The following is a 23,952-nucleotide window of genomic DNA, read 5'->3' as shown; positions in this document are numbered from 1 at the left end:
CCAGGCGCGACCGACGTGCACCCGGTGTCGGCCGGCGAGGGCGGCTGGTAGAAAGGACACATGGCGGTCCGCACACCTGATCCCGATCCGGAGCCCGAAGACGACGGTCTCGGAGGCTTCCGCGATGCGAATCCGCCGGCGCCCGACGCGAATCCCGGCTGGCTGAGCGAGTTCGAGCTCGAAGAGGCACGGCGCCGACTGCCGATGCTCTACGTCGAGGCGATCCCCGTGCGCACCGACGGCTCCGGCCAGGTGACCGAGATCGGCATCCTGCTGCGCTCCACGCCCATGGGCGAGATGACCCGCACGATCGTGTCCGGCCGCGTCCGCTTCGGCGAGACCATCCGCGACGCCCTGTTCCGCCACGTCGAGAACGACCTCGGTCCGATGGCGTTCCCGCTGCTCCCGCCGCAGCCGCTGCCGTTCACGGTGGCCGAGTACTTCCCGATCCCGGGTGTCAGCGCGTTCCACGACGACCGGCAGCACGCCGTGTCGCTCGCCTTCGTCGTGCCGGTGACCGGCACGTGCGAGCCCCGCCAGGACGCTCTGGAGGTGACCTGGTTCTCGCCGGAGGCGGCCGGATCCGACGCGGTCGCCGCCGAGATGGAGAACGGTCGCGGCACGCTCATCCGCCAGGCTCTCGCCAGTCTCGGCCTGCTGCGCTGACGTCGACCGACGGACTCCGTCGCGACGTCGACCATCGCGTCGACCCCCGGGCGCGGGGACGAGCCGGTGCGGCTCTCGACGGCCGCGGGTCTGCACGGCCACGGGTCTGCACGGGCGCGGGTCTCGACGTGACGTCGGACCCCGGGTCGCGAGGGCGACTCTTGCGTCGATCCGACTAATGGGCTAGAAAGTAGACCATTAGTCCAATCGGCAAAGGATGCTTCGACATGGATGCTTCGACAACGACGTCGCGCAGCGCAGCAGCAACTCCTCCGGAGCGCAATCTCCGCGGGAATCTCGGGGCGGTGTCGGTCACCTTCATGGTGATCGCGGCCGCGGCCCCGCTCACGGTGGTCGGCGGCCTCGTGCCGATCGGCTTCCTCGTCGGCAACGGCATCGGATTCCCGGTGATGTTCCTCGTGGCCACCGTGATCCTGCTGCTCTTCTCGGTCGGGCTCACGGCGATGAGCCGCTTCCTCCCGAAGGCCGGCTCCTTCTTCGTGTTCGCGACCCACGGGCTCGGTCGCACGCCCGGCCTCGCCACCGCCTACCTCGCCCTGGTCTGCTACACGACCGTGCAGATCGCGGTGTTCTCCTATCTGGGCGCGACGATCAGCTCGAGCATCGTCCTCCTCGGCGGGCCCGAGATCCCCTGGTGGCTGCTCACCCTCGCCTCGGTCGCGCTCGTGGGTGCTCTGGGCTACCGGCAGATCGAGCTCAGCTCCCGCGTGCTCGTCGTGGTGCTGCTCGCCGAGATCGGCATCGTCGTGCTCCTGGGGATCGTGATCCTCGTCACGGGCGGCGCGGAGGGCGTGACCTTCGGGTCGTTCCTGCTGCAGAACGTCCTCTCCGGCGCCCCCGCGCTCGGCCTCATGTTCGCGATCGCGAGCTTCATCGGCTTCGAGTCGACCGTCGTGTACCGCGACGAGGTGCGCACCCCCGAGCGCACGATCCCGCGCGCCACCTACGCGTCCGCCATCGTGATCGGCGTCTTCTACGCCTTCGCCGCCTGGGCGATCGTGGTCGGCGTCGGCGAGGGGAACGTCATCGACGAGGCGGCGGCCGACCCGACCACGCTGATCACCCGCGTGACCGAGCAGTACCTCGGCCCGATCGGCTCCATCGCGGTCGCCGTGCTGTTCCTCGGGAGCATGTTCGCCGCGGTGCTGTCGCTGCACAACGTGCTCACCCGCTACCACCACGCGATGGCCAACGCCCGGGTGCTGCCCGACCGGGTCGGGACGGTGCATGCGCATCACGGTTCACCGCACATCGCCTCGATCGTGCAGGTGGCCACCTCCGGCGTCGCGATCATCGTCCTCGCGCTGATCGGCTTTGCACCGGAGAACATCTTCTCCTGGTTCGCCGGCATCGGCACCCTCGCGATCGTGATCCTGATGGCGGTCACCTGCCTGTCGGTCGTCGTCTACTTCGCCCGCACCCGCGTGCTGCGCAGCCCCTGGCACACCACCATCGCCCCGATCCTCGGCTTCCTCGGCCTCGCCGTGTCCGCCGTGCTGATCGCGGCGAACTTCCCCCTGCTCGTGAGCGACGTCGACGCGGAGGGGAACCCGGCCTGGGGGCCGATCAGCATCACCCTGGTCGGCGTGGTCGTGATCGCGCCGGTGATCGGCCTCGTGCAGGCCGCGATCATGCGGGCGAAGGCTCCCGAAGCCTACGCGCAGATCGTGCGCCGCTTCGACGAGAACGCCTGACGCTCGACACCCGCCCGCCGCACACGAAGGATGGACATCATCAGCACTCCCGCCCCGACCCGCCCCCTGATCGGCATCTCCGGACGACGCCTGCGCGCCGCCGCCATGGGCGCGCCGCACGGCTTCGCCGACGCCCCGCTCGAGGCGTACCTCAGCGAGTACGCGACGTCCGTGCTCGGTGCCGGCGGACTGCCCGTGCATCTGCCGATGGACGCCGCGCCCGCGGAGCTCGTCGAGCGCCTCGCCGGTGTCGTGATCGTGGGCGGTGACGACGTCGACCCGCGTCGCTACGGCCAGGCGCCGGGGCCGTTCACCGCCCTGGTCGACCCGCAGCGCGACGAGTTCGAGTCGGGGCTCATCCAGGCCGCGATCGACGGCGGCGTGCCGCTGCTCGGCGTGTGCCGGGGCGCCCAGCTCCTCAACGTGGTCCGCGGCGGAACGCTCCACCAGCACCTGGCGCACGGCGAGGGGGAGTCCCACGGCTCCTACGCTTACCCGCGTGCACACCGCGTGCACGAGGTGCGCATCGCCCCGGGCAGCGTGACGCATGCCCTCTACGGCGAGACCACCCGCGTCAACTCGTTCCACCATCAGGCGGTCGACGTGCCGGGGCGCGGGATCGTCGTGACCGGCTGGGCACCCGACGGGGTCGTGGAGGCCATCGAGCTCGAAGGGCTCCCCGTCGTCGGCGTCCAGTGGCACCCGGAGACCTTCGACGCCGACCCGATCTTCGGCTGGCTGGTCGCGCAGGCCGCCGCCCGTGCGACGCTGAGCGCCGCGCCCGAAACGCAGAACGTCGCCTAGGCGTCATCGAACAAGGAGAAGAAATGCGACACGCAGACAAGAACGCCTTCCTCACGGGCGCGGGTTCCGGGATCGGACGCGAGACGGCCCTCCGCCTCGCCGGGGAGGGGGCGCGCGTCCTCGTGACCGACGTCTCGGCGGAGGGTGCGGCCGAGACGGTGCGCCTCATCGAGGAGGCCGGCGGCACCGCGCTCGCGGCCGTGGTCGACGTACGCTCGCGCGAGCAGATCCGCGCGGCCGTCGACGTCGCCCGCGAGGCCTGGGGAACGCTGCACCTCCTGGTGAACAACGCCGGTGTCGTCACGGAGCACTCCTTCGAGACGCTGACCGAGGAGGCGTGGGACTTCGTGTTCGACATCAACCTCAAGGGGCAGTTCCTCGTGGCACAGGAGGTCGCCCCGCTCATCGCCGAGTCCGGCGGCGGCGCGATCGTGAACCTCTCGACCGTCGAGGCCCTCGTCGTCGTCACCAGCACCGGAACCGCGCAGCCGCACTACAACGCCAGCAAGGGCGGCGTGCCCATGCTCACCAAGGCGCTCGCAGTGGAGCTCGCCGCCAAGAGCATCCGCGTCAACTGCGTGGCACCCGGCCCCATCGCGACGGACTTCTTCGACTACGAGAGCGTCACGAGCCCGGAGGCCCTGGAGTTCATGAAGCAGCGCCTGCTGGTGCCGCGGGTGGGTGTGCCGGCCGACATCGCCTCCGCGGTCTCCTGGCTGCTCAGCGACGAGGCCTCCTGGATCGACGGCATCCAGCTCCCCGTCGACGGAGGGTGGCTGACGCGATGATCGATGACGTGCGCCTCGCCCCGGAGGAGTTGGAGGCGGCCGGCATCCGCACCGTGATCGTCGCGACGCCCGACATGCAGGGCCGGCTCGTCGGCCGCCGCATCCCGGTCGAGGGCTTCGGCCGCGTGGTGGAGAACGGCGTCGACATCTGCACCTGCGCGTGGGCGTGGGACATCGACCAGGGGCTGGAGCTCATCGACGCGAACCGGTTCGCCCTGTGCGGCATGCACAACGGCGTCCCCGACGTCACGCTGATCCCCGACCTCGAGACGCTGCGCCCCGCGGCCTGGCTCGAGGGCGTGGCGATCTGCCTCGCCGATCCGGTGGATGTGCACACGCACGCGCCGATGCCGATCTCGCCCCGCGTGATCCTGAAGCAGGAGCTCGCGCGCATCCGGGAGCTGGGCCTCACCCCGCTGGCGGGCACCGAGCTGGAGTTCTACCTGTTCCGCAACGACCCCCGGGAGCTGCGCCGCTCGGGCTTCCGCGACCTGGACCCGACGACGCTCACGCCCTCCGACTTCATGATCCACGAGGGGAACCTCTACGAGCCGTTCTTCCAGAAGCTGCGCTCCGACCTCCGTGCCAGCGGCATCCTCGTCGAGGCGGCCCAGAGCGAGTGGGGGCTCGGACAGTGGGAGATGACGTTCGAGTACGGCGATCCGCTGGAGATGGCCGATCGCCACGCCCTCTACAAGCTGGCCGTGCGCGACACGGCCGCGCGCGCCGGCATGTCGGCGACGTTCATGGCCCGGCCGCTCAACGACCAGCCCGGATCCTCCTGCCACGTGCACGTGTCGTTCGTGGACGAGGAGGGGACGGCCGTGTTCTGGGACGAGTCGGCCGACGACCGCCTCAGCGGACGGATGCGGTCCGCCATCGCCGGCGCCCTGGAGCACGCTCCGGCGCTGATGGCCTGGTACGCCCCGACCGTCAACTCCTACCGCCGCAGCAACTCCTCCGACGTGGCGGGGAGCGGGCGCACCTGGGGCTTCGACAACCGCACTACCACCGTGCGCGTGGTGGGGCACTCCCCGAAGGCGCTGCGCTTCGAGTTCCGCCTCCCCGGCGCCGACACCAACCCGTACTTCACCCTCACCGGCGTCCTGGCGTCGGCGCGCGACGGCATGGAGAGGCAGTCCGTGCTCGGGGACCACGTGGTGGGCAGCGCCTACGACCTCCCGGCCGACGGCGCGATGCCCGCGGATCCGCGTCAGGCGAGCGCCCTGTTCGGCGAGAGCGCGCTCGTGCAGGACCTGCTCGCGCCCGAGCTCATCTCGCACCAGCAGGTGCTGCTCGACCACGAGTGGTCGACGTTCATGTCCCGCGTCACGGACTGGGACCTGCACCGCTACTTCGATCGGATCTGACATGACCTACCCCGCCCTGCGCACCTGGATCGGCGGTGTCGCCGAGGAGAGCCCGGAGAGCGACGGCACCTGGCTGCACGACCCCAACACCGGGGAGGCTCTGGTCGCCTCCGCGTCGAGCTCGCTCGATCAGGTCGGCCGGGCCGTGTCGGCGGCGCAGGACGCGCACGACGACCGTCGGTGGCGGGGACTCGCTCCCGAGAGCCGTGCCGAGAGGCTGACCGCCCTCGCGGACTGGATCGACGCCCGCGCCGAGGAGATCGCGCACCTCGACGCCCTCAACAGCGGGGTGCCGATCTCGGTCACACGGCTGTTCGGCGGGGCGAACGGGGCGACCCTGCGGGATGCCGCTCGGCGTGCGGTCGCGATCGGCGATGTCCGTGATCTTCCCTCCGCGCAGGGCGGTGTGCGCGGGCATCGCGTGCCGTGGGGGCCGACCGCGCTGATCCTGCCGTGGAACGCTCCGTCGGCCATGGCCGTCAAGAAGGCCGCGTTCGCGCTCGCCGCAGGGGCGACCGTTGTGCTCAAGCCCTCGTCGTTCTCCCCATGGAGCGCGCAGCTCCTGCTGGAGGGCGTGCACGCGGTCGGCATCCCGGATGGAGTGGTCGGGCTGGTGCAGGGCAGCGGCGGAGTCGGGCGCGCCCTCGTCGCGGATGAGCGCATCGGCGCGATCTCGATGACCGGCTCCACGCCGACCGGCCGTGCGATCGCCGCGACGGCCGCTCCGCGGTTCGCCCGTCTGCAGCTGGAGCTGGGATCCAACAACGCCGCGATCGTCCGCGCGGATGCCGACCTGCCCGCCGCCGCGAAGGCACTGGCGGACGGTGTGCTCAAGCTCTCCGGTCAGTGGTGCGAGGCGCCGCGCCGGGTGCTGGTCGATCGGCGACGACGTGACGAGCTCGCCGGACTCCTGATCGCCGAGTTCGGTCGTCGGACGATCGGGTCGAGCCTGGACGAGGACACCGAGGTGGGCCCGGTCGCGTTCGCCGCGCGCCGCGAGGAGCTCACCGTGCAGCGCGAGCGGTTGGCCGGCGCCGGCGCCGAGATCCTGCGGGTCGCGGCGGTGCCGGCGCAGGGATGGTTCTTCGAGCCGACGGTCGCCGTGCTCGACGGGCCCGGCCTCGCCGACGAGGTGTTCGGCCCGATGCTGCTCGTGGGTGGATTCGACACCGAGGATGAGGCCGTGGCCCTCGCGAACACGGGTCAGGTCGGGCTCGCCGGCTACGTCTTCGGCGATGATGAGGGCGCGGCGGCCGCGCTCGGCACGAGACTCGTCGCGGGCGAGGTCAAGGTCAACGGCACGAGCGTGCTCGACATGTCGCCGGAGTCGTCGCAGAGCTTCTTCGGCGCGAGCGGTCTGGGCGGCCACGGCGACGACGATGTGCTTGACTTCTTCGTGGGGAAGCAGATCGTCGGCTCCGACCGCCCGGGGCTTCCCCTCTGACCGGAGGAGCCAGGATGAGCGAGCGTGACGACGCGCCGCACGACTTCTCCCGTGCCGTGCTCCAGCCCGTCTCGGGATATCAGGCGGTCGCCGGATTCCTGCGGCGCGAGATGGCGCTCGGCCGCATCCGCCCCGGAGACCGGCTGCCGCCGGAGCGACGGCTGGCCGAGCAGCTGGGCGTCTCGCGGGAGACCCTGCGCCAGGCTCTGCGCATCCTCGAGGGCAGCGGGCAGATCGTCATCTCGCGCGGTGCATCCGGCGGGGCGTTCGTGCAGGACACGGCGCTCGATCCGCGCCTCATCCGCGAGGAGGTGCGCACCCGCTCCGCCGAGATCGGCGAGCTCACCGAGTTCCGCTCGATCGTGGAGTCCGGCGGAGCCGCACTGGCCGCCGCCCGGCGCAGCGATGCAGACCTCGAAGCCATGATGCAGGCGCAGCGGGATCTCGCGGCGGCCGTCACCAAGGCGGAGTCGCGCATCGCCGACACCGACTTCCACATCGCGCTCGCCGAGGCCTCGGGCAACTCCTTCGTCCGCGATGCCGTCGAGGAGGCGCGGGTGCGCATGTTCGAGCCCGTCGACCTGATGAGCTTCGACTTCGTGAAGGAGTCGAGCTGGCACGCGCACGAGCAGATCCTGGAGGCGGTGCGCCTCGGCGACGCCGCAGCGGCGGACGCCGCGATGCGCGCGCACCTGCGCACCACGCGCGAGGAGTTCACCCGCGTCGTCGAATCCTGACGTCGCGCCCCGGCCGTCTCGGGAGTTCCTCCGCCGAGCTTGTCCCGGCAGCGCTTTCCCGTGTATTCATGACGGAGGTGATCTGCTCAGAGCGCCACGACTTTCGCGGTCACCGACCGCGTCCTGCCCGAGAAGGATGCTCCATGGTGTTCGCCGCCCCGATCCGTTCGATCCGCGCTGCCGCCGGCGCTGTCGCCGTCGCGCTGCTGGCCTCGATGTTCGTCGCCGTCGCCGCGCCCGCCGTGGCATCGCCGGTGCCGACCGCTGTCGTCGCCGACCCGGCGCATGCCGGCATCGCCGACCGGCTCCCGCTTGCCCTCGCCGCGGCGGCCGCCGTCGCGGCGCCGGAGCCGGGGGAGGGCACGGCCGTCGTGGCGGGGACGATCACGTTCCCGGGCGGCACCGATCTGACGCGGGGCCGCACCTTCGTCGTGGCCTACGCCCCGGGGGCCGACCCGCTCTCGCCGCTCGCGTCGGCCGCCGTCGCCGCCGACGGAAGCTACGTGATGAACGCGCCCCTCGGCGACGTCGTCCTCGGCGTGCTCTCCGAGGGACGCGCGGTGTTCGACCGTGGCGGTCCGCTCGCCGCGGGCAGCTCTGACCGCCTCACGCTGGGCGCGGACGGGGCGTCGTACGACGTCGCGCTCGAGCGGTCGGCCCTCGTCGCGGGATCGGTGACGGCACCCGTCGCCCTCGGCGGCCAGCGGGTCGCGGTCGCGGTCTACCCGGCCGACGGCACCGGCGCCACCGCAGCCGCGGCGAACTACGTGACGGATGCCGGAACCTTCGCGGTCGGCGGTCTGCCGGCGGGGAACTACCGCGTCGCCTTCGTCTCGGCCGCCGCCGGCGCCGCCTCGGAGTGGTGGGACAACGCTCCCGGCTTCGCGAAGGCGAAGTCCTTCCCGCTCGCGGCGACCGAGTCGCGCACCGGTGTCGATGCGAAGCTCGAGGCCCTGCGTCTGATGGACACGTCGGTCCCGACGATCAGCGGCACCACCACGGTCGGGCAGACGCTCAAGGCCGCGCCGGGCGCATGGACCGCCGGAGCCGCCTTCACCTACCAGTGGTACGCGAACGGGGCGGCGATCGCGAAGGCCACCGCGTCATCGCTCGTGCTCCCCGCCGCCGTCGCCGGCAAGAGGATCACGGTGCGCGTCACCGGCACCAAGACGTCGTACTTCCCGACGTCCGCCACCTCCGCCGCGACGGCCGCCGTGCTGCGTCCGCTGGTCGCGCCCGTGCCCGCGATCACCGGCACCGCGACGGTCGGACAGACCCTCAAGGTCAAGACCGGGACCTGGACGGCCGGCACCCGGTTGACCTACCAGTGGTACATCAACGGCGTCGCGGTCGCGAAGGCCACCGCCGCGTCGTTCAAGCTCCCGGCAGCCGCCGCGGTGAAGCCCGTCACGGTCGTGGTCACCGGGACCAAGGCGGGCTACGCGACGGCCGCCAAGCGCTCGAAGGCGACGGCCGCGGTGAAGGGCATCCTGACCGCTCCGGTTCCGCGGATCACCGGCTCGACGATCGTCGGATCGAAGCTCACGGCCGTTCCGCAGACCTGGACGAGCGGCACGAAGCTGACCTATCAGTGGTACCGCAACGGCAAGGCCATCAGCCGGGCGACGGGTTCGACGCTGGTCGTCACGGCGGCCATGGTGAAGGGGACCATCACGGTGCGGGTCACGGGCACGAAAAGCGGCTACATCGCCGCGGCCCGCACGTCCGGCAAGACCGGGGTCGTGAGCTACCCGGCGCGCACCAAGCCGATCTCGGCCTGGAACTGCCCCTCCTGGGCACCGATCAAGGGCAACGCGAGCTCGATGATCTACCACGTGCCGCGTGGCCAGTACTACAACAAGACCAAGCCTGAGGCGTGCTTCTCCAGCGAGAGCGCAGCCGTCAAGGCGGGCTACCGCAAGTCGAAGCGCTGACGCCGGACCCGCGGCCTCCCGCCTCGGCCCCACCGTCGCGACCGACGGCCATGGGGTTCGAGGCGACGCCCGAGGGCGCCCGGTGGGTCAGCGCGTGGTGAGGCGGGAGAGCTCGGCGACGAAGGCGTCGACGTCGGCTTCCTCGGTGTCGAAGCCGCACATCCAGCGCACTTCCTTGCGGGCCGCATCCCAGTCGTAGAAGCGGAACGAGTCGCGGAGCTGGTCGGCGACGCCGTCGGGGAGCGTGGCGAACACGCCGTTCGCCTGGGTCGGCTGCGTGAAGCCCACGCCCTGGATCGACCCGTCCGCGATGCCGGTCTCGATCTCCGACCGCAGGCGCGCCGCCATGGCGTTCGCGTGCTGCGCGTTGCGCAGCCAGAGGTCGCCTTCGAGCAGGGCGATCAGCTGCGCCGACACGAACCGCATCTTGGACGACAGCTGCATGTTGAACTTGCGGGAGTACTTCAGTCCGTCGGCGGCGTCGGGGTTCAGCACCACGATCGCCTCACCCAGCATCGCGCCGTTCTTGGTGCCGCCGAACGTGAGCACATCGACGCCGGCATCGCGCGTGAAGGCCCGCAGCGGCAGGTCGAGGGCCGCGGCCGCGTTCGAGATGCGGGCGCCGTCGAGGTGCAGCTTCATGCCGCGCTCGTGCGCGTGGTCGGCGATGGTGCGGATCTCGTCGGCCGTGTACAGGGTGCCGAGCTCGGTGGACTGGGTGATCGAGACGACCAGCGGCTGCGCACGGTGCTCGTCGCCCCAGCCCCAGGCTTCGCGGTCGATCAGCTCGGGCGTGAGCTTGCCGTCGTCGGTGGGGACCGTGAGCAGCTTGAAGCCGCCGATCTTCTCCGGGGCCGCAGCCTCGTCGACGTTGATGTGGGCGGTGGACGCCGCGATCACCGCGCCCCAGCGCGGCAGCATCGACTGCAGGCCGGTCACGTTCGCACCGGTGCCGTTGAAGACCGGGAACGCCTCCACGCCCTCGCCGAAGTGCGCCTGGAAGACCTCCTGCAGGCGGGCGGTGTACGCGTCCTCGCCGTAGGCGCTCTGGTGACCCCCGTTCGCCGCGGCGATCGCCGCGAGGACCTCGGGGTGGATGCCGGAGTAGTTGTCACTGGCGAAGCCCCGGATCGCGGGGTCATGCTGGATGCTCACCTCTCCAGCCTAATTGGCCGATCGGCACCTGCCGGCCGGAGAGGGGGTTCCGGATGTCGGCGGCCGGTCCTACCCTCAGTGCATGGAGCGCACCGCAGCGAAGACGGCCTTCGCCAACGTCCTCGTCAACACGCTCATCGCGAATGTGACGACGAGCTTCCTGTGGTTCGCGCTCACGTTCTGGGTCTACATCGAGACGCGGTCGGTGCTCGCCACCGGGATCATCGGCGGGGCCTACATGCTCTTCGTCGCGTTCTTCGCGATGGCGTTCGGCACGATCGTCGACCGGAACCGCAAACGCACGGTCATGCTGATCTCGAGCGTGATCTCCGCGGTCGCGTTCCTGGTGGCGGGAGTGCTCTACCTCTGGCAGCCGGAGGCGGTGCTGCTCGACCTGGGCGGCCCCTGGTTCTGGCTGTTCTCGGGCATCATCCTGTTCGGCGGCGTGATCGAGCAGCTGCGCAACATCGCGCTGTCGACCACCGTCACCCTGCTCGTCCCCGCGGAGAAGCGCGCGAACGCCAACGGTCTCGTCGGCACCGTGCAGGGCATCGCGTTCCTCGTGACGAGCGTGTTCTCGGGTCTCTCGATCGGCTTCCTCGGCATGGGATGGACGCTCGTGATCGCGATCGCCGCGATGGCGCTCACGTTCGCGCATCTGCTGTTCGTGCGCATCCCCGAGGGCACTCCGGAACACGACCCGAACGCGTCCAGCGCCCTCGACTTCCGGGGCAGCGTGCAGGCGATCAGGCTCGCCCCCGGGCTGTTCGCCCTGATCATCTTCTCCACGTTCAACAACCTCATCGGCGGCGTCTACATGGCGCTGATGGACCCGTACGGGCTGACGCTGTTCAACGCGCAGACGTGGGGGTTCGCGCTGGCCTTCGCCTCGACCGGCTTCCTGATCGGCGGCGGACTGGTGGCGAAGTTCGGTCTCGGGCCCCGGCCCATGCGGACGATGCTGCTCGTGGTCATCGCGATGGGACTGCTCGGCGCGGTGTTCATGCTGCGCGAGTGGTGGCCGTTGTACGTGGTGGGCATGTGGGTGTACATGGCCCTGGTGCCACCGGTCGAGGCCGCTGAGCAGACCGTGATCCAGAAGGTCGTGCCGTTCGAGAGGCAGGGGCGGGTGTTCGGCGTGGCCGCGGCGATGGAGGCGGCCGCAGCTCCGATCACCGCGTTCCTGATCGCGCCCATCGCCGAGTTCCTGATCATCCCGTACATGAACACCGCCGAGGGGCAGCGGCAATGGGGGTGGCTGCTCGGCGAGGGCGAGGCCCGCGGCATCGCCCTCATCTGCCTGTTCGCCGGCCTGATCATGGTGGTGGCCGCCACGCTCGCGTTCTTCACCCGGTCGTACCGCAAGCTCACCGAACTCTACGCCGAGGCGCCGGAGCAGGAGATCGACCACGGCGACGAGAGCGACGACGTGTCGTCCGGCGAGGTCGCCGACGGCGCCGACCGGAGCCGCGACGCGGTCGAGACGCGTCGCGCCGATGCGCCGCCCATCGTGCCGGGGATGCCACCCGAATCGCGCTGATCACCGAGCGGTGACCTGCCGCCGATCAGTCCAGGTCGAACACCCGGTCGTTGAGCTCGGTGGCGTCCTCATCCCACAGCGCGGCGATCCGTGCGGCCAGCACCTCGGGATCGAGCGCCTTCGCGCGGAACACGATCGATGCCGCGCGCAGCGGCTCTCCGGCCTCGCGTGCGGCCTTGGCATACCCCTGGGCGACGGCGCGGGCCCAGGCCTCGCTCGCGGCCTTGACCGCGGCGTAGTTCGCGCCTCCGGCCAGCGGTCGCGCGACCGCGGTGGACGAGACGATCGCGAAGCGGCCGGCGGTGGACGCACGCAGCGCGCCGTCGAACGCCCGGCTCGTGGCGCGGACGGCTTCGAGCGCGGGCAGCAGCGCGGCGAAGTCCTCGTCCGACTGCCCGGCGAGGCCCCCTCCGCCGCGCCAGCCGCCGACCAGCGGGACGACGGCGTCCACGGGTCCGAGGCGTGCGGCGAGAACGGTCATCTCGTCGAGGGAGCTCGCGTCGGCGACCTCGACCTGCGCCCCGGCATCCGCCAGTTCCTGCAGGCGCTCTGCGGAACGACCGGTCGCGATGACGCGGGCGTCCGCAGTGATCAGGGCACGCGTCACGGCGAGGCCGGCGGCGCTGGTCGCTCCGGCCAGGACGACGGTGCGGCCGGCGGATCCGGCGTCGGTGTGTTCAGCCATGTGGTCCACTCTCCCGGGTCGGAGGGGCTTCTGCGGCCGGAACCCGCGGAGACATCCGCAGATCGGGTTCCGGCCGCAGCGCGGTGCGCCCCAGCGTCACACTCGGAACGCGCGCGGTGCGCGCGTGGTCATCAGTCGTCCGTGCCCCGGATGCCGACGGTCGACTCGATGACCGGCTTCATCTTCTTGTCGAGGGTCTCGAAGAACATCGACAGCGGGAACTCGTCGTCCATCACGGCGTCCGTGTAGCCCTTCGGCGCCCCGGCGAGGATCTCGTCGGACAGGCCGCGGGCCCACTGCGACGCGGGATGCGGGGTGAGCGTGCTGCGGACGAGGTCGTACGCGGCGAGCCAGTGCGCGACCTTCGGGCGGTCGATCGAGTGCCAGTACAGGTCGTCGATCGCGTCGCCCAGGGCCACCACGGCATCCGGCACGGCGTCCCAGTCGAACGTGAGGGCCGTGTCGGTCCAGTGCAGCACGCCGCGCTGGTGCAGCCACGCGAACAGGAGCTGTCCGCCGACCGCGTCGTAGTTGCGGGTGCGGGTACCCGTGATCGAGAAGCGGAAGATGCGGTCGAAGATCACCGCGTACTGCACGAGGTGCGCGTAGTCGTGCATCTCCTGCTCGGTCGCTGTGAGCTCTTCACCGGCGGCGATGCGGGCCGCGAGGGCACGCTCGATCTTCACCGACTCGCGGAACGCCGTCATGTCGCAGCGCATCTCCTCCAGCGAGTAGAGGAAGAACGGCATCCGCTGCTTGATCATGAACGGATCGAAGGGCAGGTCGCCGCGCATGTGGGTGCGGTCGTGGATGATGTCCCACATGACGAAGGTCTTCTCGGCCACCTGCTGGTCGTCGAGCATCGCGGCTGCGCGCTCGGGCAGGTCGAGGTTGGTGATCTCGGCCGCGGCCCGGGTGACGCGCCGGTAGCGGGCGGCCTCGCGGTCCTGGAAGATGGCGCCCCAGGTGAAGGTCGGGATCTCACGCATCGCGACGGTCTCGGGGAACAGCACGGCCGAGTTGGTGTCGTAGCCGGGGGTGAAGTCCACGAGGCGCAGCGAGACGAACAGCTTGTTGCCGTAGTCGCCCGCTTCGAGCGCCGCGATGAACTCCGGCCAGATCGTCTCGACGATCAGCGCCTCGACGAGGCGCTCGCTCGAGCCGTTCTGCGTGTACATCGGGAACACGACGAGATGACGGATGCCGTCGACGCGGTGCTGCTGCGGCTGGAAGGCCATGAGCGAGTCGAGGAAGTCCGGCACGCCGAAGTCCGAGGCGGACCAGCGGTCGAAGTCGGCGACGGATGCGGCCAGGTACTCGGCGTCGTGCGGGAAGGCGGGGGCCAGGGCGCGGATCGCCACGGTGATCGCACCGACGAGCTCGCGCGCCACGGCGTGGTGCGCGGCGTCCGGGATCGAGCCGTCCTTGATCTGCATCTCGCGGATCGCGATCGCGGCGTCCTTGAGCTGCGCCCAGGCGGCGGACTGCTCGGCGATCGACGCGTCCTCGACGACCTCGGGTTCGCCGACGATGGCCTGCACAGCGGAACTGTTGGCGGAAATGAGGGACATGGGAACCTCCGATCGCGGAAATCAACGGAAAGATTCCGGCATATACGGAATCCTGACGATAATCTTACAGCCATGGATGATTCTGTCGACCGCGCGATCCTGGCCGCGATCTCCCGTGACGGCCGCGCCACGCTCTCTCAGCTCTCGGACGCCGTCGGCCTGTCGGTCTCGGCCGTCCAGTCCCGTCTGCGCCGGTTGGAGACCCGGGGAGTGATCTCCGGCTATCGCGCGATCCTCGACCCCGAGCAGGTGGGCACACCGCTCTCGGCGTTCATCGAGATCACGCCCCTCGACCCCGCCCAGCCCGACAACGCCCCGGAGCTGCTCGAGCACCTCGATGCGATCGAGGCCTGCCACTCCATCGCGGGCGACGCGAGCTACATGCTGTTCGTCCGGGTCCCGTCGCCCCGAGCGCTGGAGGAGCTCGTGCGCGACGTGCGGCTCGCGGCGAATGTCAGCACGCGAACGACCGTGGTGCTGCAGACCTACTACGAGCACCGTCCGATCATCCCGGTGGCCTCGGCGGAGTAGGGGAGCGGCGGAGGAATCCGCGAGAGGGACTCCCGGACGTCGGGGGCCGGTGCTACGTTTCGATGCAGATCCGGCCCCTCATCCAGACGTTCCTCGACGAGGACTGAGCACCAGGAGCACCCGTGTCCTTCCAGGCATACCTCGACAACATCGAGACCAAGACCGGTCTCACCCCGCGGCAGTTCATCGAGCTCGCCACCGAGAAGGGGTTCGACAAGACGACCAAGGCGGCCCCGATCGTCGCGTGGCTCAAGGAGGACTACCAGCTCGGTCAGGGGCACGCGATGGCCCTCGTGCACGTGATCACCAAGGGCCCGCAGATCAGCGCCAAGCACGTCGGCACGGAGGGCACGCACGCGGATGCATCCGACACGCTCTGGCTCGACGGCAAGGACAGCAACCCGAACGCCTGATCGTCGGTCTCGCTGAGGTCGGGCATCGGCTCGGCCAGTAGGATTCCCTGCGTGGCAGCATCCTCCCAGCGCAAGAAGAAGACCCCCAGCGCCAAGCGCACCCCGGCCCGCACCAGCGGCAACCCGGCGAAGCGTCCGGTCATCGAAGCGGGTCCGGTGACGGCATCCGATTGGATCGGAGCCGCTCGTCTGCGCACGTTGCCCCTGGCGATCGCGCCCGTGATCATCGGCACGGGTGCGGCACGCAGCACGGGGCCGGAGTTCCACTGGGTCATCGCGCTCGCCTGCCTCGCCGTCGCGGTCCTGTTGCAGATCGGCGTCAACTTCACGAACGACTACAGCGATGGCGTCCGAGGCACCGACGCCCACCGGGTCGGCCCGGCGCGACTGACGGCGTCCGGTCGGGTGAAGCCGCGCACCGTCCTGATCATCGGACTGGTCTTCTTCGCGCTCGCTGCGCTCGTGGGACTGGCGATCGTGGTGCGCACCGGGCAGTGGTGGATGCTGGCCGTCGGCGCCGCCTGCATCGTCGCCGCGTGGTTCTACACCGGCGGCAAGCGCCCCTACGGCTACTACGGCCTGGGCGAGGTCTTCGTGTTCGTGTTCTTCGGGCTCGTCGCGACGCTCGGCACGACCTGGGTGCAGGTGTTCGAGTTGCCGCAGCAGGCCTGGCTCGGAGCGATCGCCGCCGGCCTGTTCGCCTGCGCCGTGCTGCTCGCCAACAACCTGCGCGACATCGATCAGGACCGCGAGGTCGGCAAGCGCACCCTGACGGTGCTGATCGGACGCCGGGCGACGCAGGTGCTGTTCACGCTCTTCGTGCTCGCACCCTTCGGCATCGCCATGTTCCTGGCGCTGCTGTTCCCGATCGCCTGGATCTCCCTGCTGGCGCTGCTCGCCGGGCTTCCGGCCATCACGATCGTGTGGCTGTACCGTCAGCCCAAGGAGCTGGTCACCGCGCTCGCGCTCACGTCGTTGACGTCGCTGCTGTACGCGGGCGCCCTGTTCTGGGCGTTCGTGGGCTGATCCGACTCGGGCTGATCCGACTCGGGTCGCTCAGGCCCGGACGTCGCCGTCGCGCGGCTCGTCCGCGTCGTCGATCGCCTGATCCTCGGCATCCGCGTCGGCCTGGCCACCGGACGAGCGGCTCTCGCGACGCTCGTGCAGTCGCGCGGAGGCGTCGGTGAGGGGCGTGCGCAGGAACAGCATCGAGATGCTCATGCCGATCAGCGCGGCGAAGATGGCGGCGAGCCACCAGAACTCGCGGAAGATCGGGAAGAAGATCCAGAGGATCGCGAGCGGGACGAGGAACGCCAGCAGCCGCAGCACGGTGTAGACGAGGATGGGCGCGGGCTTCTTCACTCCACCAGTCTACGTTCGCCGCGCGGGGGCTCCGTCGCCGATGCCGAGGCGGGCGAGGGGGATGCCGCGCACCACCCGGCGCCACGGATGCTCGCCGAGCGTCCACAGCAGACCCGCCTCGAGATCCAGGGCCAGATCCTCGCATCCGACCGGCAGCGGCACGGCGTCCCGCTGCAGCGTCGTCCGCCCACCGCTCCACAGCGTGCCGGGGCGCAGGTGGTCGGACTGCGACACGAAGTACCGGTCTCCCCAGCGGACGGCGCCCTGCATGCTCGTGATGTCGGGGGAGAAGCGGTCCTCCTCGACGAACCCGTCGTGCTCGCTCTCGGGGAGCGAGAACTCGCCGATCCGGCCGCTCCCGTCCGGGCGGTGCTCGCCGATGAGTACACGACGCACCGGCTCGCCGGCGTCGTCGTACACCCGACCCAGGAACGAGCAGCGCAGGGCCACCGGATGCGCTCGCGTGCGCGCCACGACCAGTGCCGTCGAGCGCCGTCCGCGCCCCTGCCCGCCGGAGAGCCGATGCGCGAGCGCACCGTGCACCTCCCGGATCTCAGAGAGGTCGAACTCCCAGATGCCGCGGCCGGTCGCGGCCGCGAACAGCCGATCCCCGAACCAGGCGAGTCCACCGGCGTGGATCGGGGCCGGCTGCAGCTCCCCGTCGTCGTCGGCGGTGACGAGGAAGACGTCGAGGTGACGCGAGCGCTCCAGGTCCACGAACGTGACGCGCGACGCGAGGTGCACGCCCGAGAGCTCCTGCCGGAACCAGCTCACCGCGAGCGTGCGCCGACCGCGCCACTCGCCGAGGTCGACGCCCTGCGGATACCAGCGTCGCGTCCAGGTGCGGGCGCTGAGCCATCGCAGATCGACGGTGTCGCGTCGACGCTGCCGCACCGGGCGCCACGTCGATCCGAAAGGCCAGAGCATGGTCCCATCGTCGCCGATCCGACGAGGCGGTGCGAACTTTGGGATTCTCCTCCAGCGACATGTATCATGTTACCCATCGGTCGCGACCGCTCCCTGAGCGGGCGAGACCGTGCCAACGTTCGTGGTCCGCTGATGGGGGTCAGCAGTCCACGGCGACGGGAACACCTTCGGCGGTTCCCGTTCCCCGAACGTCCGCGTTCGGCAGTGCGAAGCACTGGGAGGTGTGGCTCCGTTCGGGTACGGGGCCACACCTCAGTGCTCTCCTCCTGTCCGAGGACACCCGGCGTTCACCTGCGGGTCGCCGACCGGCAACGATGGCCTGGCACTCTTCCGGGACACCGCCAGCCCCGGGAGCTCCGTGCGCACACCCCTCGTCACCGTCATCCTGCCCGCCAAGGACGCCGGCGAGTACATCGGGACGACGCTCGAGACGCTCGCCCGCCAGTTCGCGCACGCGGACGCCCTCAAGCTCGTCGCGATAGACGACGGCTCCCGCGACGACACCGGCGCGCTCATGCGGCAGTACGCGGAGCGGTTCGCGCACGCCGAGGTGGTGCGGAACGCGACCGCCCGTGGACTGGCGAGCGCACGCAACCAGGGCCTGGAGCACGTCGAGGGGGACGCCTTCTGCTTCCTCGACGGCGACGACTGGATGCAGCCGCGACGGCTCGAGGTGCTGGTGTCGCGGCTGCGGGAGCTCGACTGCGACTTCCTGCGCACCGATCACGTCGCCGTCACCGGGAGGGAGCGGACCCTCGTGCGGGCGCCGTACCCCTGGCGCGAGCGTGTGCTCCCGCCGCGGGAGGCGATCCTCCCGGAGGGCGAAACGACGATGGTGGACTACCCCTTCGCGTGGGCGGGAGTCTTCCACCGCCGGGTCATCGACCGCGGGCTCGCCCACTTCCCTCCGGGACTGTTCACGGCGGAGGACCGGCCGTGGATCTGGCGCCTCCACCTGCAGGCCGCGTCGTTCGCCGTCGTCGACGCCCCGGCGCTGCTGTATCGCCGTGGGGTCGCGACCTCGCTCACCCAGGTGCGGGACCGGCGGCAGCTCGACTTCGCCCGGGCGATGGGTCAGGTGATCGACGTGGTGGAGCAGGATCACGAGGCCGAGCGCTTCCTGCCGAAGGTCGTCCGGACCGCACTCGCCCTCAGCTCGCACCACCTGGTGCGCGCGCGTCGGATGAGTCCGCAGCTCCGCGCCGAGATGCGGACGGGCATCCGCGACATGCTCGGCCGACTGCCCGCCGACGAGGTGGGCGCGGTGCTCGGGCGCCTCGACGGACCGCGGCGCCGGGTGCTCGCGCGCATCCTCCGGCAGGCGGGGCGGGCGACATGACGCAGATCTTCGCCCTGCACAGCGCCTACGGGCTCGCCACCGCCGTCGCCGCGATCGGCGCGGGACTGCTCGACGACGGTTCGTCCGGGAGCGCCGGTGGGCGCCTGCTCGTGCCGTTCACCTCCTCCCGCGTGCCCGAGACGGCGGTGGGCATCGCGGACGAGCCCGTGCTGCGGACGCTGCGGGCGCGGTTCGACCGCATCGAGCCGCTCGAAGCGCTGCTCGGCCCCCTGCATCCGAGTTCGTGGGAGCCCGCGGACGCCGACCTCCCGATGCTGGAGAGGCTGTTCGCGCGCGCCTGGCACCTCGATCCGGGCGAGCTGGAGCTGTTCGTGCAGAGCCCGCAGGTGGCGCCGGCCCGCACGCTGATGTCGCTGTTCCCCCGCGCGCGGATCACGATCGTGGGCGACGGGCTCATGACGTACTCGCCGATGCGGGTGCGGCTGCCGTATTCGGTCGCGGCGCGCGTCGGACGGGTGGTCCACGCCGACGTCGTCCCCGGCGTCCGGCCGCTGGTCGGGGCGCCCGACGCCGAGATCGTGCCGGTGCCTCCGGCGGCCTTCGCGGCCGCACTGAGGGAGACGGATCCGGGCGGCAGCGACTCCGCCCTCGACCCCGCGTCGGATGGTGTGCCGACCGTGCTCGTGCTCGGCCAGTATCTGTCGGCGCTGGGCCTGATCACGGCCGCGGAGGAGATCGAGCTGCAGCGGCAGCTCATCGATCGGGCGGCCGGATGGGCGCCGGGGCGCATCGTCTTCAAGCCGCATCCGGCTGCGCCGCCCCTGGTGACCTCCGCGGTCCGGGCCCGGGCGGCCGCGCACGGCATCCCCCTCGTCGAGTACCGCGGACCGCTCGCGGCCGAGCTGCTCGCGGAACGGCTCGATGCGGTCGCGGTCGTCGCCGGCTTCTCGACCGCGCTTCCGACCGTCCGCACGCTCTTCGGGCGCGCGATCGGGTCGGCGGGGAACGACACCGTGCTCTCGGTGCTGACGCCGTACGAGAACAGCAACCGCATCCCCGTGACGCTGGTCGATGCGCTCACGCGCGAGTCGTCTCCGTACGCCGATCCTGAGAGGCTGCAGCTGCTGGTCGACGCCGTCGGCTATGCGATGCAGCCGGAGATCGCCGGGCATCTGCGCGGGCGGGCCGAGGAGCTGCTGGCCGAGCTCGACCCCGCCGAGCGGGAACGGTACTTCCCCCCGCGACGGCTGGCAGAGCTGGGCCTGCCGGGGGCCCCGCGGGAGAACGCCCTGCGTCGCGCACTGCGCCCCGCCGGCGGAGTCGGCAGGATCGAGGAGTGGCGACTCCACGCGCTGGGCGCGCGGCGACGAGCCGGGCGGGCCTGGCGGGCGATACGAGGACGCTGACGAGAAGATGACGAGGATGAGGACCATGGACGAGCAGAGACCCCTGACGGTGGCGATCATCCCGGCGCGCGGTGGATCGAAGCAGGTGCCGCGCAAGAACCTGCAGCGCGTCGGCGGGGTCCCCCTGGTCGAGCGGGCCGTCCGGGCCGCGGCGACGGCGCCGGGCATCGACCTGGTGGTCGTCTCCACCGACGACGACGAGATCGCGGCGGTGGCGTCCTCCGCCGGCGCCCGCGTCATCCGGCGCCCGGCGGAGATCTCCGGAGACACCGCGACGTCGGAGAGCGCGATCCTGCATGCGCTGGACGCGCTCGAGGCGGACGGCCCGCGGGTCGAGATCGTCGCCTTCCTCCAGGCGACCTCGCCGTTCATCCCGAGCGAGGCGCTCGCGGCGGCGGTGGAGGAGATTCGAACCGATCGCGCGGACAGCGTCTTCGCGGCACACGAGACCTACGGCTTCCTGTGGCGGGAGGGCGACGCCGGAGACGCGATCGCGATCAACCACGACGCCGCGCACCGTCCCCGTCGACAGGACCGCGAACCGCACCACCTCGAGACCGGGGCGTTCTACGTGTTCCGGGCCGCGGGTTTCCGGGAGAGCAGGCATCGGTTCTTCGGCAGGATCCGCATCGCGGCGGTGCCGGAGTGGACGGCCATCGAGATCGACGACGCGGATCAGCTCCGTGTCGCCCGCGCGCTCGCCACCCTGCACGAGGTCCCTCAGCCGATCCCGGTGCGCGCGGTCGTGACCGACTTCGACGGCGTGCATACCGACGACACCGCGATCATCGACGCCGACGGGGGCGAGCGCGTGCGGGTCAGCCGCGAGGACGGGATGGGCGTCGCCCTGCTGCGTCGAGCGGGGGTGCCGCTGCTGATCCTCTCCACCGAGGTCAACCCCGTCGTCCGCGCGCGTGCCGACAAGCTCCGGGTCCCCGTGCTGCACGGCATCGACGACAAGGAGTCCGCGCTGCGGAACTGGGCGGAGGAGAACGAGGTGGCTCTCGCCGACATCGCCTACCTCGGCAACGACGTCAACGACCTCCCGGCGATGCGGATCGTGGGATGGCCGATCGCCGTGGCGAACGCGCATCCGCGGGTGCTCGAGGAGGCCCGGGTCGTGCTGAGCCGCCGGGGCGGAGAAGGCGCCGTCCGGGAGCTCATCGAACGGGTGTTGTCGAGCTGACCGACGCCGGTAACCCGGTCTTTGCGCGGTGTTCATCCTCGGCCCGTAGTCAGGAGGGAGGGGTTTGCACCAACGCTCGACGACCGGAGGAACCATGACTGTCAGCATCGGATCACGCGTGATCGGCGGTGGGCGTCCCGCCTACGTCATCGCGGAGATCGGCCTGAACCACAACGGCGACGTCGACATCGCGAAGAAGCTCATCGACGTCGCGGCCCGTGCCGGCGCCGACGCCGTGAAGTTCCAGAAGCGCACGCCGGAGATCTCCACTCCCGAGCACATGCGCGACGTTCCGCGTGAGACGCCGTGGGGCGTCATGAGCTATCTCGACTACCGTCGTCGCGTCGAGTTCGGCCGCGACGAGTACGTCGAGATCGGCGACCACGCCACGATGCTGGGCCTGGACTGGTTCGCGTCGCCGTGGGATGTTCCGAGCGTCGAGTTCCTGGAGGACCTCAACGTCGTGGCGCACAAGGTCGCCTCGGCCAGCCTCACCGACACCGAGCTCCTGGTCGCCCTGCGTGAGACCGGCAAGCCCGTCATCCTCTCCACCGGGATGTCGACCATCGAGCAGATCGACCGTGCGCTCGACACCCTCGGCACCGACCGGGTGGTCCTGATGCACGCGACCTCGACCTACCCGCTGGAGCCGGAGGAGGCGAACCTGCGGGTGATCGCGACACTGCGCGACCGCTACCCCGGCGTGCCCGTCGGCTATTCGGGGCACGAGCGCGGACTCCAGATCTCCCTCGCCGCGGTGGCCATCGGAGCCGTCGCCGTCGAGCGCCACATCACGCTGGACCGCACGATGTGGGGCTCCGACCACGCAGCCTCCCTCGAGCCGACCGGCCTCGAGCACCTCGTGCGCGACATCCGGGTGATCGAGCGCGCGACCGGTGACGGGGTCAAGCGGGTGTTCGACAGCGAGCGCGCGCCGATGGCGAAGCTGCGCCGCATCTCCGCATGACGACCGCCCCCGGCATCCGCGTCGTCGCCATCGCGGACGCCGACTCGTTCGTGAAGTGGGCGGCGTCGCTGCTCAGCTCCGTGCCGGGACTGCGCCCGCACCTGCTGCTCGTGCACACGCCGCTCACGGCCAGCCCGGCGCAGGAGCGCACGGCCCTCGCCGGCACGACACTCGGCGCCGAAGACGTCACCCGGATCGGGTTCGCGGAGGCCGCCGCCTGGCTCGAGGGTCAGCGCCCCGACGTCGTCCTCCTCGCGGGACGCGGACCGTTCGTGCGACTGATGGGGCGCGTGATCGACGCGCTGCAGCATCGGCCCGTCACGGTCTCGGGACTGCCGGGCATGGCCATCCCCGCACAGCGCGGGGCGCTGGACTACCGCCGGCACACCGACCTGCTGGTGGTGCACTCGCATCGCGAGGTGCGGGCGTTCGAGGAGCTCGGCCGTCGGATCGGCGTGCAGACCCCCGTGGCGCTCGCCACCCTGCCGTTCGCCCGCCGGCGGCAGCGGATGCTGCACCCGGAGCGGGCCCGTGTGGATGCCGCCTTCGGAGCGCGCGGCGGTGTCGCCGTCGCCGTCGCCGACCGCCCGGCCTCGATCGCGCCGGTCCGGCCTCCGGCGACGGACATCGTCTTCGCCGCGCAGGCTCTCGTGCCGGTCGCGCGCGAGGAGCGCGCCGAGGTCGCAGCCACTCTCGTCCGAGCGGCCGAGGCCGAGCCTGGCCGTCGCGTCGTGGTGAAGCTGCGATCACGGCCGGGGGAGTCCGAGACGCACCTCGAGCGCGAACCGTACGCGGGGCTGCTGCCCTCGCGCTTGCCCGCGAACCTCGTCTTCTCGTACGACTCGATGAGCACGTCGCTGGAGACGGCCGCGGGACTGGTCACGGTGAGCTCGACCGCCGCCATCGAGGCCACCGCCCTCGGGGTGCCCGTCATCGCCCTCGACTCGTTCGGAGTGAGCAAGAGCCTGCTGAACACGGTGTTCGTGGGGAGCGGGCTGCTCGGCGGTCGGAGCGAGGTCGTGGCCGGGCGCTTCCGGCATCCGCATCCGGACTGGCTGCGCGAGAACTACTTCCACCCGGAGGCGGAGTCGACCTGGTGGGAGCGCGTCGAGCAGCTGGTGGCTCTGCGCCGTTCGGGCGCCCTGCCGGCCCGACGGGTGCCCGCGCCCCGCGGCGGATCGCTGCACGAGGCCTGGCACCGCGCGAGTGTGCTCGGGGCGGAGGACCGCACGGTGCGCGGGACGGTCGCGCTCGCGGTGGGCGCTCCGGCGACGCGGGCGCTCGCCGCGCTGCGTCGGCGCACGGCACCGGCCGGCGGAGACACCTGGTCCGACGCCTCGACGGACTACACGCTCGAGCCGAACCCGTTCGAGGACTCGATCCGGCGCTGAGCGGGCGGGTGCGGGTCGGTGCCCGTGGGCGGTGCGACACGGCGTCCGGGTTTCGCCCGC

Annotated in this window: 22 protein-coding genes; 17 read left to right on the top strand and 5 right to left on the bottom strand. The window is 71.1% G+C overall.

Annotated elements, in window-relative coordinates:
• The first annotated feature begins 60 nt into the window (after positions 1 to 60).
• The 8 genes from AC07VM_RS03790 (at position 61) to AC07VM_RS03755 (ending at position 9,458) form a co-directional block, all read left to right on the top strand.
• Positions 61 to 666 carry an NUDIX hydrolase family protein gene (locus AC07VM_RS03790; RefSeq protein WP_267415760.1) on the top strand — a complete coding sequence of 202 codons (606 nt, stop codon included), beginning with the start codon at positions 61 to 63 and terminating at the stop codon, positions 664 to 666.
• A 227-nt stretch (positions 667 to 893) separates the two neighbouring features.
• A complete protein-coding gene (locus AC07VM_RS03785) occupies positions 894 to 2,381 on the top strand; it encodes an APC family permease (RefSeq protein ID WP_494910026.1) in 1,488 nt (495 codons plus the stop codon).
• A gap of 30 nt (positions 2,382 to 2,411) precedes the next feature.
• A complete protein-coding gene (locus AC07VM_RS03780) occupies positions 2,412 to 3,185 on the top strand; it encodes a gamma-glutamyl-gamma-aminobutyrate hydrolase family protein (RefSeq protein WP_494910025.1) in 774 nt (257 codons plus the stop codon).
• A gap of 23 nt (positions 3,186 to 3,208) precedes the next feature.
• Complete coding sequence (locus AC07VM_RS03775) at positions 3,209 to 3,973, top strand: SDR family NAD(P)-dependent oxidoreductase (RefSeq protein ID WP_494910024.1); 765 nt, start codon at positions 3,209 to 3,211, stop codon at positions 3,971 to 3,973.
• On the top strand, positions 3,970 to 5,343 hold the full coding sequence (locus tag AC07VM_RS03770; protein WP_494910023.1) for a glutamine synthetase family protein: 1,374 nt from the start codon (positions 3,970 to 3,972) through the stop codon (positions 5,341 to 5,343). The genes AC07VM_RS03775 and AC07VM_RS03770 overlap by 4 nt, the downstream gene beginning before the upstream one ends.
• A 1-nt stretch (position 5,344) precedes the next feature.
• Positions 5,345 to 6,787 carry an aldehyde dehydrogenase family protein gene (locus tag AC07VM_RS03765; protein WP_494910022.1) on the top strand — a complete coding sequence of 481 codons (1,443 nt, stop codon included), beginning with the start codon at positions 5,345 to 5,347 and terminating at the stop codon, positions 6,785 to 6,787.
• Between the two features lie 14 nt (positions 6,788 to 6,801).
• Positions 6,802 to 7,524, top strand: a complete 723-nt coding sequence (locus AC07VM_RS03760) for a FadR/GntR family transcriptional regulator (RefSeq protein ID WP_267415754.1) — start codon at positions 6,802 to 6,804, stop codon at positions 7,522 to 7,524.
• A 143-nt stretch (positions 7,525 to 7,667) separates the two neighbouring features.
• The gene (locus tag AC07VM_RS03755) at positions 7,668 to 9,458 is read left to right on the top strand and encodes a sunset domain-containing protein (RefSeq protein ID WP_494910021.1); all 1,791 of its coding nucleotides are present in this window, start codon (positions 7,668 to 7,670) and stop codon (positions 9,456 to 9,458) included.
• Between the two features lie 87 nt (positions 9,459 to 9,545).
• On the opposite strand, the gene AC07VM_RS03750 is transcribed toward AC07VM_RS03755, so the two are convergent.
• A complete protein-coding gene (locus AC07VM_RS03750; RefSeq protein ID WP_267415751.1) occupies positions 9,546 to 10,613 on the bottom strand; it encodes a threonine aldolase family protein in 1,068 nt (355 codons plus the stop codon).
• An 82-nt stretch (positions 10,614 to 10,695) separates the two neighbouring features.
• Between AC07VM_RS03750 and AC07VM_RS03745 the strand changes: the two genes are divergently transcribed.
• Entirely contained in the window at positions 10,696 to 12,153 is a 1,458-nt protein-coding gene (locus AC07VM_RS03745; RefSeq protein WP_494910020.1) for an MFS transporter, read from the top strand.
• A 25-nt stretch (positions 12,154 to 12,178) separates the two neighbouring features.
• Here AC07VM_RS03745 and AC07VM_RS03740 read toward each other — a convergent pair whose 3' ends face one another.
• Positions 12,179 to 12,838 (bottom strand): SDR family NAD(P)-dependent oxidoreductase, encoded by a 660-nt coding sequence (locus AC07VM_RS03740; RefSeq protein ID WP_494910019.1) that lies wholly within the window; start codon positions 12,836 to 12,838, stop codon positions 12,179 to 12,181.
• A 131-nt stretch (positions 12,839 to 12,969) separates the two neighbouring features.
• The gene (locus AC07VM_RS03735; RefSeq protein WP_494910018.1) at positions 12,970 to 14,409 is read right to left on the bottom strand and encodes a DUF6421 family protein; all 1,440 of its coding nucleotides are present in this window, start codon (positions 14,407 to 14,409) and stop codon (positions 12,970 to 12,972) included.
• Between the two features lie 72 nt (positions 14,410 to 14,481).
• Here AC07VM_RS03735 and AC07VM_RS03730 point away from each other — a divergent pair, with 72 nt between their 5' ends.
• The 3 genes from AC07VM_RS03730 (at position 14,482) to AC07VM_RS03720 (ending at position 16,379) form a co-directional block, all read left to right on the top strand.
• A complete protein-coding gene (locus AC07VM_RS03730) occupies positions 14,482 to 14,940 on the top strand; it encodes an Lrp/AsnC family transcriptional regulator (RefSeq protein ID WP_267415747.1) in 459 nt (152 codons plus the stop codon).
• Between the two features lie 122 nt (positions 14,941 to 15,062).
• Complete coding sequence (locus AC07VM_RS03725) at positions 15,063 to 15,353, top strand: DUF4287 domain-containing protein (protein WP_267415746.1); 291 nt, start codon at positions 15,063 to 15,065, stop codon at positions 15,351 to 15,353.
• Between the two features lie 51 nt (positions 15,354 to 15,404).
• Positions 15,405 to 16,379, top strand: coding sequence for a 1,4-dihydroxy-2-naphthoate polyprenyltransferase (locus tag AC07VM_RS03720; protein ID WP_494910017.1), 975 nt, complete (start codon positions 15,405 to 15,407; stop codon positions 16,377 to 16,379).
• 30 nt (positions 16,380 to 16,409) lie between these two features.
• On the opposite strand, the gene AC07VM_RS03715 is transcribed toward AC07VM_RS03720, so the two are convergent.
• Positions 16,410 to 16,715, bottom strand: coding sequence for a DUF4229 domain-containing protein (locus AC07VM_RS03715; protein WP_267415744.1), 306 nt, complete (start codon positions 16,713 to 16,715; stop codon positions 16,410 to 16,412).
• A gap of 9 nt (positions 16,716 to 16,724) precedes the next feature.
• The gene (locus AC07VM_RS03710; protein ID WP_494910016.1) at positions 16,725 to 17,642 is read right to left on the bottom strand and encodes a hypothetical protein; all 918 of its coding nucleotides are present in this window, start codon (positions 17,640 to 17,642) and stop codon (positions 16,725 to 16,727) included.
• Positions 17,643 to 18,000: 358 nt separating this feature from the next.
• Here AC07VM_RS03710 and AC07VM_RS03705 point away from each other — a divergent pair, with 358 nt between their 5' ends.
• The 5 genes from AC07VM_RS03705 to AC07VM_RS03685 all read left to right on the top strand — a co-directional run bounded on the left by AC07VM_RS03705 (position 18,001) and on the right by AC07VM_RS03685 (position 23,892).
• Positions 18,001 to 18,981 carry a glycosyltransferase family 2 protein gene (locus AC07VM_RS03705; RefSeq protein ID WP_494910015.1) on the top strand — a complete coding sequence of 327 codons (981 nt, stop codon included), beginning with the start codon at positions 18,001 to 18,003 and terminating at the stop codon, positions 18,979 to 18,981.
• Positions 18,978 to 20,348 (top strand): polysialyltransferase family glycosyltransferase, encoded by a 1,371-nt coding sequence (locus AC07VM_RS03700; protein WP_494910014.1) that lies wholly within the window; start codon positions 18,978 to 18,980, stop codon positions 20,346 to 20,348. Before AC07VM_RS03705 ends, AC07VM_RS03700 begins: the two co-directional genes overlap by 4 nt.
• A 25-nt stretch (positions 20,349 to 20,373) precedes the next feature.
• A complete protein-coding gene (locus tag AC07VM_RS03695) occupies positions 20,374 to 21,534 on the top strand; it encodes a cytidylyltransferase domain-containing protein (RefSeq protein WP_494910013.1) in 1,161 nt (386 codons plus the stop codon).
• A 94-nt stretch (positions 21,535 to 21,628) separates the two neighbouring features.
• Positions 21,629 to 22,501 carry an N-acetylneuraminate synthase family protein gene (locus AC07VM_RS03690; protein ID WP_267415738.1) on the top strand — a complete coding sequence of 291 codons (873 nt, stop codon included), beginning with the start codon at positions 21,629 to 21,631 and terminating at the stop codon, positions 22,499 to 22,501.
• A complete protein-coding gene (locus tag AC07VM_RS03685) occupies positions 22,498 to 23,892 on the top strand; it encodes a DUF6716 putative glycosyltransferase (RefSeq protein WP_494910012.1) in 1,395 nt (464 codons plus the stop codon). The genes AC07VM_RS03690 and AC07VM_RS03685 overlap by 4 nt, the downstream gene beginning before the upstream one ends.
• The last annotated feature ends 60 nt before the right edge of the window (positions 23,893 to 23,952 follow it).

The sequence above is a fragment of the Microbacterium sp. GW821-FHT01D02 genome (assembly GCF_059422585.1).
Note: the sequence above shows the minus strand (reverse complement) of the source record. Positions and strands in the feature narration are given on the sequence as shown.